Genomic DNA, 14,621 nt, shown 5'->3' with positions numbered 1-14,621 from the left:
AGAAAGGAATTTTATTATGAGTATTCCTATGATAAAAGCTGTACGTGTTCATCAATATGGAGGACCAGAACAACTAAAATTAGAACACATTCCACGTCCAAAGCCATTAGCAGGAGAAGTATTGATTCGCATTTATGCCGCAGGTGTTCTCCCTTATGATTGGAAATATCGCCAAGGACAATTCAAACAGTTTCGTCCGGCTAAATTCCCGTATATTCCTGGTTCTTCCTTTGCGGGAATCATAGAAGAGGTTGGCGCAGATGTAACTGATTTTCGTAAAGAACAAGCGGTTTTTGGTCGTAGCGAGAAAGGTACCTATGCTGAATATACAACAGCTCCCATCAAAGGACTTTCTCTAAAACCAGAAAAATTAACTTTTGATGAGGCAGTTACGATACCAGGAAGCGCCTTGACCGCTTGGTTAACTCTATTTCATAATGGTGGATTGATGACCGGTCAAAGAGTGTTAATTCATGCAGCAGCTGGCGGATTTGGAATGTTAGCAGTTCAATTTGCGAAATGGAAGGGAGCCCATGTGATCGGCACTTGTTCAACAAATAATGTTGACTTTGTGCATGCTTTGGGAGCAGACACTGTGATCGATTATACTTCTGAACGGATCGAACAAAAAGCTTCAGATGTAGATCTTGTAATTGATACATTAGGTGGGCAAACATTAGAACGGTCATGGTCTGTTGTAAAGCAGGGAGGGAGGCTTCTGTCTATTGTAGAGGAGCCATCCCAAGAAAAAGCAAAAGAACGTGGGATCCATGTAATAAAACCAAGTTTAAATTCTATGCCTTCACCTAAAAAACAACAAGAAATTTCTCAGCAAATTGCTCAATTGATAGTAGAAGGCAAAATAAAATCCGTTATAAACAAAAAATTTCCCTTACATGAAGTTCAACAAGCTCATGAGCTTAGCCAAACTGGGCATGGACGAGGACGAATTGTTCTCCACATTGCTTATTAGAAAATAAATCAAGAAAGTAAAAGGAAAAAACGACTAAAGGAGTGAAAAATGTTGAAGCAAAAAATCACTTTAATTGCACGAATTGTATTTGGATTATTGTTGTTAGTACTAGGTTTAAATAATTTATTAAATCCGTCGGATTCTATGGAGTTTACAGAGCCCGCAAATAAGTTCATGATAGCTTTAGTAGAGACAGGATATATGATGGAAATGGTCTATTGCCTAATGGTTCTTGTAGGTTTATCCCTTTTGATCAATCGTTTTGTCCCATTAACACTCGTTGTGCTCATCCCTATTTCCGTAAATATGGTGCTATTCCATGCATTTCTGGATATAAAATCCATCCTCCCTTCCTTGGTAATTGGTTTTCTAAATATATATCTTCTTTTTGCACATATCACAAGTTATCAGCTCCTTTTGAAAGCAAAAAACTACAAAGGAGCTGAGTAGTACAGATAAGTTTCACATTCATGCTCTACAAAACGAAATACCTTTTGACTTCTTTCTCGCAACATCAAGTAGTTTCCTATGGAGAAACTACTTGATGTTGTTCTTGAATTTTCCTATATCAAATTCGCTTTTCCATATTCAGTTTAAAAATCCCATATGGGTTCACATGATGATAAAACAAGGGAGACAATCCCCTAAAGTCTTCTGGTATCATCTTCTTCAGCCAGTATTGATCCTCGTCATGAGAACTTCTTGCATCATTAATGTGTTCATGTAGACCAAACAGTTTTGGAGCAACTGAAAGGATAACGCAGAAATTTCTTGATCTTCGATGGAGTTTGAGCGGATCCCACTGATAATAGTAGATGTATGTGGTCATTTCCCACACTTAGACCACGCGTTTGGAAATTAAAATCAAGCCGCTAAATTGAACTCAACCTCCAGCTGTTAGAATGTTGTCCAGCAACAGGGGTCAAGTTTAAGTCAGCGGCTCTATTACAATTACTATTCAGTTCCTATCTCCGAATGATAATGTACACTCGGTTCGCGATCCACAAGATTAAACAAACCGTTCCGGAATAAAACAATCCATTTAGAAAATATGAAAAAGGAATAATGCTGCTCGGATGCTCTCTTGGATCAAGCAGTCCAAGCTCAAATGGAAAAGCGCCCTCCATTGGTGTCAGTGTCGTATGCTGAACGAGAAACGGAAAAGGCAGCCCAAGCTCATGATGGTTTAACTGTTCTGCATCCGTAATCAATTTGGAATCGAGCATGGGTGATGCCGCCGCTAGCAAGAAGCCAAGTATAATGGATAGTAAGACGAGTGTTCGTAATCTCATAGATGTAATATTCCTTCCAGGTTGCATTACATTGGAAATATATCCTGATCTTCAATTCGTCCTGCCAAATAATCTCCGATACTCCGTGGGCGTCACTCCCTCATGCTCCAGGAACTTCCGGTTGAAGTAGCTGCTGCTAGGGTACCCCGCTTCTGAGGCGATGTCTCCTATTGTACGCTCTTCCTGTACCAGTAGCGCCTGCTTCGCATATTGGAGTCTGCACTGGGTTACGAAATCCATAGGTGTCATATTAATGGCCTTACGGAACAATTTGCAAAAATAATGAACGCTAACTCCCGCTTTATTTGCCCACAGTTCAAGCTCGAACGGCTTTACCGCCTCCTGTTGAAGCTCAGGCAGCAGATCTAGAATACGCTGAATGGATCCTCCGGATTTACTGCCATTACCCGTGCGCGGGACAGCCTGATGGACAAACTCCGTCACGACGGCAAAAGTAAGCGTAGACAGCATTGTAGGATTCAACATTTTGTTATTTTCCGCTTCGGTCAATAGCTCGAGATGAGCTTTTTCCCACTCGGCCCCATTCCGCAGGGTCCATATTCGATGATGCTGAAATCCCTGATCCAGCATATATTCTGTCATATTGCTTCCATAGAAGTGAACCCACCGAATGTCCCAAGGCTCTTGCTCATTGCTGAAATATCGCTGCTCCTGCAGCGGGAAGTACAAGAAGGCATCACCCGCACCAAGCTCCTGCAGCATGCCATCAATTTCGATGTAGCCCTTACCGGAAGCAATATAGTGAATATTAAAATTGTTTAATGCTCCCTTCTGTCTTGTCACCGTATGTTTAGGCATATCGCTGTACATTCCTACCGATTCGGGATAACAAAAAAACCGAGGATTTTGAGTTGTGACCAAGTGACTTTGCCGCTGCATCGCCTACTCCTCCAATGTAGAACAATATTGTGTTATTCGAACACAAAATCGTATTATTTTAATTTCATTCCAAATTCAATACAATGACAATATCATCATAATATTTAGTCAGGAGGATATAAAGCATATGAGTAAAAAACTTCGATGGGGTATACTCAGCACTGCCAATATAGGAAGAAAATCCGTCATTCCCGGACTGCAATACTCCCAGTTTAATGAAGTCACTGCGATCGCCAGCCGGGATCAAGCAAAAGCAGAAGAAGCCGCCAAGGAACTGAACATCCAACATGCTTATGGCAGCTATGAAGAGCTGCTTGCCTCAGACGACATCGATGCTGTCTATATCCCATTGCCGAACCATCTGCATATGGAATGGACGATCAAAGCTGCCGAAGCAGGTAAGCACGTGCTGTGTGAGAAACCCATCGCGTTAACGGCTGAGGAAGCGGAGCGAATGGTAATCGCTTGTGAGCAAGCAGGCGTTCATTTGGCTGAGGCATTCATGTATCGTCATCATCCCAGATATCAAATGATCAAAGATGTAATCGCTTCCGGTGAGATCGGCACCGTTCGTGGTCTCCATGCAAACTTTACATTCAACAGCGGAGAAAGTACAAACAACATCCGCTTTAACAAGGAGATGGGCGGCGGGTCTATATATGATGTCGGCTGCTATCCAATTAGTGCTGCCCGCTTCTTGACCGGACTGGAGCCGGATGCCGTAACAGCACAATCGTTCTTCTCGCCGAAGCACGGGGATGTAGACATGATGACTTCCGGCTTCCTCGAATTTCCGAATGATGTCTCACTGATCTTCGATTGTGGTATGTGGGCGTCCTTCCGAAATCGGCTTGAAGTGCTTGGGACGGACGGAACCATTGAAGTCCCATCTGCCTTCGTTTGCAGTCATGACAGCGAAGCAGGGTTTATCGTGAATGGCAAGCTGGGCAAACGTGAGATCGAGGTGCCGGTCATTAATCAATACTCTGCTATGGTCGATCATTTTGCCGATGTCGTCTTTGAACGCAGTACACCTGCATTTACACCGTCAGATGCCGTCCGCAATATGAGAGTCGTTGAGTCCGCTCTTGTCTCGGCTACGAAGCGGGAAAGAATTACCCTCTAATTAGTCAAGAAGAACAATTCTGCACATTACTCTTAAGGAGGAAACGGTTATGGAATATATTTCGATTCAGGGATCAAAGAAGCCTATTTCTCGTTTGATTAAAGGTTCCGATTATTTCATGCATGAAAATTATGATCAGGTCGTGACCAATATTGAAGCATTCTTGGCCATCGGCGGCAACACGATCGATACTGCACATATCTATACCGGAGGTCAAAGTGAAGAGGTTATCGGACGCTACCTGCAGGAGTCAGGCAATCGGGACAAGATTGCCATCTTCACAAAGGGGGCTCATCACGACAGACAGGGCCCGCGGGTGAACAAACAGGCTATTGATCACGATCTGGCTGTCAGCCTGGAGCGTCTGCAGACCGATCACATCGAGCTGTACGGCCTTCATCGGGATGATCCGTCTATTCCTGTCGAGCATATCATCGATGCACTGAATGAGCATATTGCTGCCGGCCGGATTGGAGCCGCAGGTGCATCCAACTGGAGCTGGCAGCGTCTTACGGAAGCGAATGCATATGCGGCAAGCAATGGACTTGCCGGTTTTACATTCAGCAGTCCGAATTTAAGTCTTGCCAAGGCGAATGAACCCTTCTGGCCGGGATGTGTATCCGTCGATCAAGAAACGAGTAAGTGGCATGAAGAAACCCAGCTCCCTCTGTTATCCTGGTCGTCGCAGGCCCGAGGATTTTTCACTGGTAAATTTACACCTGATAACAAGGATGATGCTGATCTTGTGCGTGTGTTCTATAATGATCAGAACTGGGAGCGGCTCCGTCGAGCGAAGCAGCTTGCAGAAGATAAAGGCGTTACCGTCATTCAGATCGCACTGGCGTATGTACTGAATCAGAACTACCCTACCTGTGCCTTGATCGGCGCACGCAATCCAGCGGAGCTGGCTTCCTGCGATCAAGGGGCCAACGTTCAGCTGTCACAGCAGGAAGTAGAATGGCTGGACTTGACAAGTGAAGGTGTTCAGTACTAGCAATCCATAGGGATCACCGTCATCGCAGCAGTCATAAGAAGGAATGAGTTCACGTACTTCCTCCTTGCACGAGATCTTATATTTCGCGATAATCATATATTGAATGAATTACGCCAGGAGGAAAGTTCACCATGAGGACAGAAAAAGAGAAAATGCTTGCAGGGGAGTTATACTTGGCGGGTGACGCCGAGCTAACAAAGGATCGTGAGCACGCTAGAAGGCTGACCCGGCTCTACAATCAGTCTATTGAAAGCGACCGCGAGCACCGGAGTGATCTGCTTCGTAAATTGTTTGGAAGTGTTGGAGACAATATTTATGTGGAATCGACCTTCCGCTGCGATTATGGTTACAACATTCATGTCGGAGACGGCTTCTACGCCAACTTTGACTGCGTTATCCTTGATGTGTGCGAGGTAAGAATCGGTAAAAATTGTCTGCTTGCGCCAGGTGTACATATTTACACGGCAACGCATCCACTTGATCCAGTGTCGCGCTGTGAACGATATGAGGAATTCGGCAAACCGGTTACCATTGGAGACAACGTCTGGATCGGCGGTCGCGCAATCATTAATCCAGGGGTAACCATCGGGAATAACGTCGTCGTTGCCAGTGGAGCCGTTGTCACCAAGGATGTGCCAGACAACGTCGTCGTTGGGGGCAACCCTGCCCGCATCATCAAATCCATTGAAGTATAAGCACCTTCTATCAGACCCAGGCGATCATCTTGTGCCTGGGTCTATTTGTACAACAGAATCGCTGGACATCGGAGCTGTTCTTCTATCCAGAAGACGGAGGATCCGAGCCCGGTTATACCGGAGGGCAAATATGCAGGGCAGATTGGCCGCCAGCGCATATAGGACCATCATCATCCCAACCATGGGACTATTCCAGAGGAAGAACAAAGGTGAAGGCAGCATCGAAATGAGGTGGCACCATTCCCCACGATGAGCCTCTAGCTGGTACCGCTCCAAGTAGGCTTCACTCCTCTCTTCGATCCTTTTTTTACGAAAGCCTTGCTTCGACCAGCCTCCACCGTCAGGAAGACGATTCTTCCAAGCTTTGATCTTCAGCGCGTTCGTGTAGAATAACAGTTCCTTTTTAGAAGCCGGGTATCCAGTGACTGCAAACCAGCGATCCGGCAGCCTGGCGTGAACTGCAGTCACAAGCAGGTGAATGAGAAGCCAAGCCCCTGCATTGACTCCTATATTACATATAACACTCGACATCTGTGAATCCATGGACATCCCTCTTCTGTTCGTTATCCTTATTGATTCTCCTCAGGATCAAGGGTCAGCTCCCTTCCCTTCCAGCGAACCTGCCTGTTAACAAAGGTGTGAAGCATCGATACGGAGAATACACTGAAAAAAGCAAGCAGTGAAACCGGATAAAATATGGCCGATATAGCTCCGAACTTCCCTACTTTGCCAAGGAGCCCAGCCATAAGTGCTGAATACAGTCCGTACACAACAACAGACATGATGCCGTAGTCCCAGGATAGCAGGGATAGAGCTGCCGTGAATGCACCCATCAGAAATAGAACGACAGTAAAGAGCTTGGAGAATCGAGTTGCTGCTGCGCCGGAAGCCATACTCTTAATCCAGCCCTGAAACAGCTCTCTAACGCCTCCCGGATACATCCGAAAATGAAGCGCTCCTCTGCCAATATAATTAACAACCGGATATCCTGCGGCTTCAAATCGAAGAGCCAGTGCATGATGATCCAATATCTCACCCTTTACCTGCTCATGTCCGCCGACGTTATCATAAGCTTCTCTGCTGGTCACTACACATGGACCGTAAGCTCCTGTTCCCTTCTTGCCGCTTCCGGCAGACACCGCGACAATGATATTAAATATCCCGGACAGCTTCTCGTAAGCAGACCAGGTGTCATGAAACGGCTGTACGGACATCAGGCCGGATGGATAAGCATCTACCAGCTGACTAAGCCCACCCTTCTTCAGATAAGTATCCGCGTCTAGAAAGATCAGCATTTCTCCGTTCGCAGCCGCCGCCCCTCTCCAGCAGGCATGACATTTTCCCATCCAGCCTCTCGGAAGCGGACCCGCTTTAATAATCATGGCCCCCCGACGGTGTGCGATCTCGGCCGTACGATCTGACGAATCATCATCCACGACAATGATTTCATCTTGTGGATTCATCTGTTCTCGCAAGGACTTCAGTAGCCTGCCAATATTTTTTTCTTCATTCCGAGCAGGAATGATCACACTTATGGTCATTCTCTTCGCTTCGTGCGCCGATTTACCAAGGGATTGCTCTCGATCATTATTATCCCCTAGTTGCCATACGCTGCTTCCCGGCAGCAGCCTAAGCTCTGACCATAACAAGATGCCGGAGATCAGGCCAGCCAATATCCATATCAGTGACATCACATGCATCCTCCTCTATCTATGAGCAGGAAATTGAACGTCACCTGCCGTTTATTTCATCTCACTTCCGGTAAGTATGGTAATTAAGCATTTTTACTTCAATTATGATCCGTACATCACCTACTTTATACGGTGCAACGAGATCAGAGAACGAGAAGAGGAGAATAAATATGCGCAAAAAAATGATTGTCATCGGCGGAGGATTGGGCGGGCTGTCAGCAGCAATGAGACTTGCAGCCGATGGTCATGAAGTAACTGTCCTAGAAAAAAATGAACGTGCCGGGGGTAAGCTGAACGTTCGATCCGGTGAAGGCTACTCCTTCGATACAGGTCCATCTATATTGACGATGCCATGGGTATTGGAACAGCTGTTTGAGAGCACTGGACGCCAGCTGTCCGATTATATGAAGCTCGTACGAATTGAGCCGCAGTGGCGAACTTTTTTTGAAGATGGTGTATCCATTGACGTAACCAGTGACTTGCCGGAGATGCTGTCCACCATTAAGGATATTTCTTCAGAGGATGCCGCAGATTTCTTAAAATATCTTCAGTACTGTCAGAAGCAGTACGATATGAATCGACGCAGCATTTATGCCAGAAGTCTCTCAGGTCTTGATGAGCTTCGCGGGATGCATTCAATCAAAGAGCTGCTGGCGATGGACCCGCTTCGTACCATGGCACAAAGCACCGACAAATATCTAAAAGACAAGCATTTAAGACAGCTGTTTAACTTCTTTATTATGTATATTGGCTCCTCCCCTTACCATGCTCCTGCTGTCCTGTCTCAGCTCATCTATGTGCAGCTCGGACTCGGGATCTATTATGTGGAAGGCGGAATGTACAATATAGCTAAGGGAATACTGAAGGTTCTCCATGAGCAAGGCGTAACTGTACGTACCGACGCCAAGGTAACGAAGATTAACACGAAGGATAATATAGCAACTGGCGTAACGCTGCACGATGGAACCGTGCTGGATGCAGACCTTGTCGTATCGAATTTGGAGGCCATCCCAACCTATCATTCGTTATTGAAGGATCAGAACGGGGCTCTGAACTCAGCTAAAAAGCTGAATAAATTCGCGCCAACCGTATCCGGGCTTGTTCTGCTATTAGGGGTCAACAAGAAGTACGAGCAGCTGCTCCATCATAACTTCTTCTTCTCTCAGGATCCGGCGAAGGAATTTGATGATATCTTTAACAAGGGCATTCCTTCCAATGATCCAACGGTGTACATCGGGGTTTCCAGTAAATCGGACGCCACTCAAGCTCCGGAGGGAAAAGAAAATTTGTTCGTCCTCACCCACGTTCCGCCGCTTAAGCCGGGTAAGAGCTTCGAATCCAATGCAGAAGCGTATCGGGAGCTTGTCCTGAATAAGCTTGAACGAATGGGACTTACGGATATACGCCAGCACATCGAATTCGAGTATACTTTTATCCCCGACGATCTTCAGCGGTTATATGGCGCTAATGGCGGTTCCATTTATGGTGTGGTCACAGACCGAAAGATGAACGGTGGATTCAAGGTGCCCAGCCGCAGTGATTTGATTGAGAATCTGTTTTTTGTCGGCGGGTCTACGCATCCAGGCGGAGGCGTTCCTATGGTTACTCTATCTGGCCAGCTAACTGCCGATCTTATCAAGGAACAGTACTCAAAAACCGCAAAGTCAGGAAAAGCCAAAAAAGCGAACTGAAGCTTTCATATGAGCGATAAGGTTTGAACCTGTGTCAGCTCGTATGTATGCATAAAAAATAAGGCACGAGTCTCTTTTTTGGATGAAAGATGACTCATGCCTTGTTTATTTTTGTTCACTGTCATTTATTTGTGCTTTAACTATTTCTGGCCTGTATAACGAAAATATGAAAAGTCCGCATAGCTGCCCATGAACTGATTCATATCATGAGCTGCAATTCCAACAAAGTTCCCCGTGAACCCTCCGGATAAAAATCCGACATGATGGGCCTCACCGAGCTCATTCCATTCGCCTTCCTCTGTCCGGTAATAGAATTGTCCATTTACGCCGGATATATCGACAGCGAGCTTTAAAGGCTTACCCTCTTCCAGCTTCACAATGACGGGCTCCAGTGTAAATTCATCTTTTTCACAGCGCATAAGACGCAGCACTTTACCCAGTTCTTTCTCTCGAGTTACATAAGCAAACCAATAATTGTCTTCGTTTAAATACAGCATGAGTCCTGCCATTTGCAGATACATCGCTGGCTCGTAGTCCAGCTCTGTTTCGGCTCGGAAATGCGTATCCGCCTGTCGAACTGCTAAGATATGATGCTCGAACAGACTTTGAGCCGATTCTCCTGCATGAATTCTCAAATAACCGGGTCTTTCTGATAAATTGCACCATCGATCGTCTGCCACGATACGAAGTGTATTCCACTCGGGCCTCAGCCCAGCTCCCGTAAAATCATCATAAAAGTCTGTGCTTCGCTTCCCTCTAACTACCGCGCCCTTGGGAAGAGGAACCTCTGTCTGAGGTGAGTGACCACCAGAAGTTAATCGAAGCCAGCCTTCTGAATCCCAGTAGACCTGCTGCAATGCGGTTTCCCTGCCCAGAATAGGGTACTTTCCTTCAACCGGCCGAGTGCATAAATGAGCCATGTACCACTCACCCTCAGGCGTTTCAATCAAGCTCCCATGCCCGGCGCACTGAAGCTCAAGCTCCGGGTTATCACTTGAAGTCAGCATTGGATATTGAGGATCAACTTCGTAAAGACCGAGCAGCTCCGTAGACCGGGCTACAGTAACCGCATGTCCGCTGCCCGTTCCACCTTCCGCTGTAATTAAGTAGTAATATCCGTTTCGTTTATAGATATGAGGAGCTTCCGTCTTCTTGAGCGGCGTACAATCAAAGAGCTTAATGGGTTCTCCAATCAATCTCTGCTGCTCCGGATCGTATTCTTGAATGACAATTCCGCTGGACTTATTCCCTTCCGTAATTCGATAATCCCACAAGCAGTTTAACAGCCATTTTCGCCCGTCGTCATCATGATACAGGGATGGATCAAACCCGCTGCTGTTCAAATAGATGGGCTCTGACCATGGCCCTGTAATTGACTGGGATGTAATGAGGTAATTATGGGTGTCTTTAAAAGGTCGTTTCGTGCTCTTCACATCAGTATACATTAAGTAATACAGACCCTCATGGTAGCTGATCTGTGGAGCCCAGATACTGCAGTTCTTGGGATTACCCTTAAGGTTCACTTGATCTGTTAACACATCCGTACAAAACTCCCAATCCGCCAGATTATCCGATTGATAGATTCGAACACCCGGCAGCCATTCGAAGGAAGAAACCGCAATATAATACATATCGTTCACACGGATCATACAAGGGTCAGGATTAAATCCGGGAAGTATCGGATTCTGAATGGTCTTGATATTCGTCTCTTTCGTATTGTTCGTAATCAAGCTAACGCCTCCCTATACAAGATGAATAGTAGATTACAAATATTTGACTAAGAAATCCTTCCAGGCATAACGCATCTCTGCGGTTTCCATATGTCCCGATCCGGTCTCTATATGCTGCCAATGCTCAGGATATCCAGCCTTCTCATATGCAGATTCAAGGCCATCAGCCAGCAGCATGACTCCTTCATAAGGACATAACCGATCATCCCGCCCGTTTAGGCTCAGTCTGGGGCGCGGGACGATCCTTTCCTGAATGGAAAGGGTTGTGAAATGCTTAAGCAAGCCGGGAACATATGAATAGAATCCGTGATGATCAAGGCCTCTCTTCATAATCAAGGTGTGGGCATCGACCTGACCACAAATATCAACGACCACCTTGATTCGATCATCCAGTGCCGCAAGCCACCACGCCATAAGCGCCCCCATAGACATGCCGATCGTACCGATGCGGCTGGAATCTACATCCTCTCGCGTACAAATATAGTCAAGCAAGCATTGATTATCACGAAGCATTCTGCCCCATAATACTTCTCCCCGCCACAGCATTTCTTTGACAAGCTCGCTTTCTGTTCGGCCCGAGCGCTCGTTGAATCCACGCATATCCATACAACAAGCCGCATATCCCATAGAGGTCAGTGTCTTGGCAAAGGATGGCTGCTGCAGATAATGACTGCTCGTTAGAAATTCGTTGCGTCCTCCCGCATAATTGCCGCCATGGGAATGGTTAAATACAACGACAGGATATGGACCTTTCTGGTTTAACGGAAGCGCCATTGATATAGATACCTGCTCCATTCCATACAGTTCTAGCATGATTGTCTGAAGAAGATAGCCCTCCTTCTCCTCTTCAGCCAGCAATCGTGAGTTCGATACGCCTCCTTCAGGAAGGTCTCCTAACAGCTGCCACAGTGGATCTGCCTGTGATGGCTTCATACCGGATTCTCCTGAGAAGGCTTTACCGCAGCTTCATGAATGAGCTCTTCTGCACGGTCCGTATTTCTCGACTCACAGCCCTCAAATTTAACGGTGTCTCCATTCTCCACATAAAAGGCAGGCCCCTGATGATTCTCGATCGTCACGTTTCGAAACCGAACATCCCTTACATTCCCAAGGAAGAACCCTCGATTATTCATCTCTTCGATTCCCGCCATCATGGCAGGGACAGCGGGTGTCGCATTTTCAGCCATGGTAATATCAATCTGATCAAATGTAATTTCAGAGACATATTGCTCTGCCAGACCATAGATAAACCCTGCTGCTGCATGAACGTTACGGGCCGTAATCCCTGAGAAATGAATCCGCCGAAATCGTGGAGTTTCAATCGTCACAGGATACGGATTTTTGTCCCATACATATTTGTCTGTTCCGCGAGGACCGCAGAAGTAGTATAGATTTAATATAAATGGACAGATGACATCCTCCATGACGATATTGCTTACGCGAATATCTTCAACCGTGCCGCCCCGTCCCCGTCTTGACTTAAGACGAATGCCCCGGTCCGTATGCTTGAAGACACAGTTTGATATCACCACATTGCGCACATCGCCGCTCATCTCGCTGCCAATAACGACAGCTCCATGCCCGTGAACCATTGTACAGTTCGTAATCGTGATGTTCTCACACGGAACTCGGTGAGCTGTATCCTCCGTACCTGCTTTGATCGCGATACAGTCATCTCCGACATCGATATGACAATTGCTGATTCTGACGTTCGAACAGGATTCGGGATTGATGCCGTCTGTATTCGGTGAATCGGCGGGATTCAGAATCGAGAGATTATCAATAGTGACGTCATGGCATAGAATCGGATTCACTGTCCAGCTTGGCGAGTTAAACAGCTGTACATCCTTGATCGTGACTCGGCGGCAGCTGTCGAAGCTGATCAGCTTCGGTCTAGGATATGTGAGCTCCTCCGGACGATTCCGCTGCTTATCCCACCACAATGCACCATTGCCTTCAATCCGGCCAGTCCCTGAGATCATTACATTCTCCAGCTGTTCACCATAGATACAGGAAGCGTGAACCTCCCGTTTCACACCTTCCCAGCGAGAGGTGACTACAGGATAATCCTCTGGCTTGTCACTGAAGGACAATGTAGCGCCAGGACTTAAATACAGATGGATGTTGCTCCGAAGTATAACTGCTCCTGTAGTATAAGTACCCGCAGGGATCACTACTGTTCCTCCCCCTGCTGCTTCAGCAGCAGTGATAGCCGCTGTAATGGCTTTGGTGGACAGCTGACCGCTGTTTTTATGTGCACCGTAGTCATCAATGTTATAGATGGTCATTGCTGAGCTCCTCCCGTTACGGGCAGACTTAACTCACCAGCCTGAACCAGCTCCTCGTATTCAGCACAAGCCAAGAGGAAAGCACCGAGTCCCTTCTGATCATTCGTAATAATCGGTTCGCTAATGTAATACGCATAGGTCCCATCACGACGATCTGCACCACCCAGTCCCGCCACTTGACAAGTCTTGTTAAGATTGAGCCAGCCTTCCTTGGTTTCTAATATAAATTCAGCAATGAGCCCCTGGAATGCCCGCTCTAATGAATTGTTCCATTCAGAACCGAGAAGTCCCAGTCGAATTCCCTTCGCCATCGCATAGGTGAACATGCTGGAAGCCGAGGCTTCCAAATAGTTACCTTTGCGTCCAGCCTCATTCACAACCTGGTACCATACTCCGGAATCCGCATCCTGAAAGTCTGCTACTGCCGTCAGCGTATCCTTGAATATTCGTTCGAGCTCGTTATAGTCCGCATGCTCCTTAGGCAGGAGCTCAAGAACGTCAGTGATGGCCATGAGGAACCAGCCCAGTGATCTGCCCCAGAAATTCGGTGACAGTCCGGTACTCTTGTCGCACCACGGCTGTACACGTTTCTCATCCCAAGCGTGGAATAATAACCCGGTTCTGTCGTCTCTCGTATGCTTCTCGCATAGAATGAACTGCTTCGTTACGTCACCAAGATCCCCCTCGGTCTCAAACGTAAGCAAATACTCCAAGTAGAACGGGGAGCCCATATATAAGCCATCCAGCCAGATCTGATAAGGATATATTTCTTTATGCCAAAAAGCCCCCTCGGAAGTCCGGGGATGCGTCAGCAGCTGCTTCCTCAAAGTAGAGGCTGCAAGTTTGTATTTATCTTCACCCGTTTCCTCATACAGGACATATAGAAGCTTGCCATTATTCAAGTGATCAATGTTATGCTCGTCCTGCCTATAGCCTCGAATCGATCCATCCTCCTGAATGAAGTGATCCATATTGCTCTTAATATAATCGAAGTATTTCTGTTCTCCGGTGGTACGCCATAAGCGCTCAAATCCTTTGAGGATAACCCCGTAATCATAGGACCACTTCTCGTTATATCCTTTATCCTCATACAGCCTTGGTGTCCGCTCCATAATAGAATGTGCCATTCTGTGCGCACAGCTAGTCTGGTTTGTTTGATTCATCTCAAATACATCCTCCTTTGTGATCGATAAGCCGCTCCGTCTTCAATAGGTCCTGCTGAAGAACGAAGCGGCAATACA

14 protein-coding genes and 1 pseudogene are annotated in these 14,621 nt (G+C 46.6%); 6 read left to right on the top strand and 9 right to left on the bottom strand.

The window, feature by feature from the left end; all coding sequences use genetic code 11:
* Positions 1–16 precede the first annotated feature (16 nt).
* Entirely contained in the window at positions 17–973 is a 957-nt protein-coding gene (locus BLW49_RS09960) for an NADP-dependent oxidoreductase (protein WP_090724339.1), read from the top strand.
* A gap of 48 nt (positions 974–1,021) precedes the next feature.
* Positions 1,022–1,423 carry a hypothetical protein gene (locus BLW49_RS09955; protein WP_090724337.1) on the top strand — a complete coding sequence of 134 codons (402 nt, stop codon included), beginning with the start codon at positions 1,022–1,024 and terminating at the stop codon, positions 1,421–1,423.
* Positions 1,424–1,541: 118 nt separating this feature from the next.
* Here the strand turns inward: BLW49_RS09955 and BLW49_RS09950 are convergent.
* The 3 genes and pseudogenes from BLW49_RS09950 to BLW49_RS09940 all read right to left on the bottom strand — a co-directional run.
* Positions 1,542–1,777: pseudogene (locus BLW49_RS09950) on the bottom strand (Tn3 family transposase); the annotation flags it as partial.
* Positions 1,778–1,938: 161 nt separating this feature from the next.
* Positions 1,939–2,265, bottom strand: coding sequence for a hypothetical protein (locus BLW49_RS09945; protein ID WP_076313765.1), 327 nt, complete (start codon positions 2,263–2,265; stop codon positions 1,939–1,941).
* A 51-nt stretch (positions 2,266–2,316) separates the two neighbouring features.
* On the bottom strand, positions 2,317–3,165 hold the full coding sequence (locus BLW49_RS09940) for an AraC family transcriptional regulator (protein ID WP_090724333.1): 849 nt from the start codon (positions 3,163–3,165) through the stop codon (positions 2,317–2,319).
* A gap of 127 nt (positions 3,166–3,292) precedes the next feature.
* On the opposite strand from BLW49_RS09940, the gene BLW49_RS09935 reads away from it, so the two are divergent.
* From BLW49_RS09935 to BLW49_RS09925, 3 genes are all read left to right on the top strand, one after another.
* On the top strand, positions 3,293–4,291 hold the full coding sequence (locus tag BLW49_RS09935; RefSeq protein ID WP_076313763.1) for a Gfo/Idh/MocA family protein: 999 nt from the start codon (positions 3,293–3,295) through the stop codon (positions 4,289–4,291).
* A gap of 49 nt (positions 4,292–4,340) precedes the next feature.
* Positions 4,341–5,285: an aldo/keto reductase gene (locus BLW49_RS09930; protein ID WP_076313762.1), complete on the top strand. Its 945-nt coding sequence runs from the start codon at positions 4,341–4,343 to the stop codon at positions 5,283–5,285.
* A 131-nt stretch (positions 5,286–5,416) separates the two neighbouring features.
* On the top strand, positions 5,417–5,980 hold the full coding sequence (locus BLW49_RS09925; protein ID WP_076313761.1) for a maltose acetyltransferase domain-containing protein: 564 nt from the start codon (positions 5,417–5,419) through the stop codon (positions 5,978–5,980).
* A gap of 24 nt (positions 5,981–6,004) precedes the next feature.
* Here BLW49_RS09925 and BLW49_RS09920 read toward each other — a convergent pair whose 3' ends face one another.
* Together BLW49_RS09920 and BLW49_RS09915 are read right to left on the bottom strand one after the other, a co-directional pair.
* Positions 6,005–6,523: a glycosyl-4,4'-diaponeurosporenoate acyltransferase CrtO family protein gene (locus BLW49_RS09920; protein WP_090724332.1), complete on the bottom strand. Its 519-nt coding sequence runs from the start codon at positions 6,521–6,523 to the stop codon at positions 6,005–6,007.
* A gap of 26 nt (positions 6,524–6,549) precedes the next feature.
* Entirely contained in the window at positions 6,550–7,671 is a 1,122-nt protein-coding gene (locus BLW49_RS09915; protein WP_177178696.1) for a glycosyltransferase family 2 protein, read from the bottom strand.
* Between the two features lie 170 nt (positions 7,672–7,841).
* On the opposite strand from BLW49_RS09915, the gene BLW49_RS09910 reads away from it, so the two are divergent.
* Positions 7,842–9,362: a phytoene desaturase family protein gene (locus tag BLW49_RS09910; protein ID WP_090724328.1), complete on the top strand. Its 1,521-nt coding sequence runs from the start codon at positions 7,842–7,844 to the stop codon at positions 9,360–9,362.
* Positions 9,363–9,502: 140 nt separating this feature from the next.
* Here the strand turns inward: BLW49_RS09910 and BLW49_RS09905 are convergent, their stop codons facing one another.
* From BLW49_RS09905 to BLW49_RS09890, 4 genes are all read right to left on the bottom strand, one after another.
* Complete coding sequence (locus BLW49_RS09905; RefSeq protein ID WP_090724550.1) at positions 9,503–11,011, bottom strand: glycoside hydrolase family 43 protein; 1,509 nt, start codon at positions 11,009–11,011, stop codon at positions 9,503–9,505.
* A gap of 114 nt (positions 11,012–11,125) precedes the next feature.
* Complete coding sequence (locus BLW49_RS09900; RefSeq protein ID WP_090724327.1) at positions 11,126–12,025, bottom strand: alpha/beta hydrolase family protein; 900 nt, start codon at positions 12,023–12,025, stop codon at positions 11,126–11,128.
* The gene (locus BLW49_RS09895) at positions 12,022–13,380 is read right to left on the bottom strand and encodes a glycoside hydrolase family 28 protein (RefSeq protein ID WP_090724326.1); all 1,359 of its coding nucleotides are present in this window, start codon (positions 13,378–13,380) and stop codon (positions 12,022–12,024) included. Before BLW49_RS09895 ends, BLW49_RS09900 begins: the two co-directional genes overlap by 4 nt.
* The gene (locus tag BLW49_RS09890; RefSeq protein ID WP_090724324.1) at positions 13,377–14,543 is read right to left on the bottom strand and encodes a glycoside hydrolase family 88/105 protein; all 1,167 of its coding nucleotides are present in this window, start codon (positions 14,541–14,543) and stop codon (positions 13,377–13,379) included. Before BLW49_RS09890 ends, BLW49_RS09895 begins: the two co-directional genes overlap by 4 nt.
* Positions 14,544–14,621 lie beyond the last annotated feature (78 nt).

This window comes from Paenibacillus sp. PDC88, from assembly GCF_900106725.1.
Lineage (GTDB): Bacteria > Bacillota > Bacilli > Paenibacillales > Paenibacillaceae > Paenibacillus > Paenibacillus shunpengii.
This window is presented reverse-complemented; position numbering and strand designations above follow the sequence as displayed.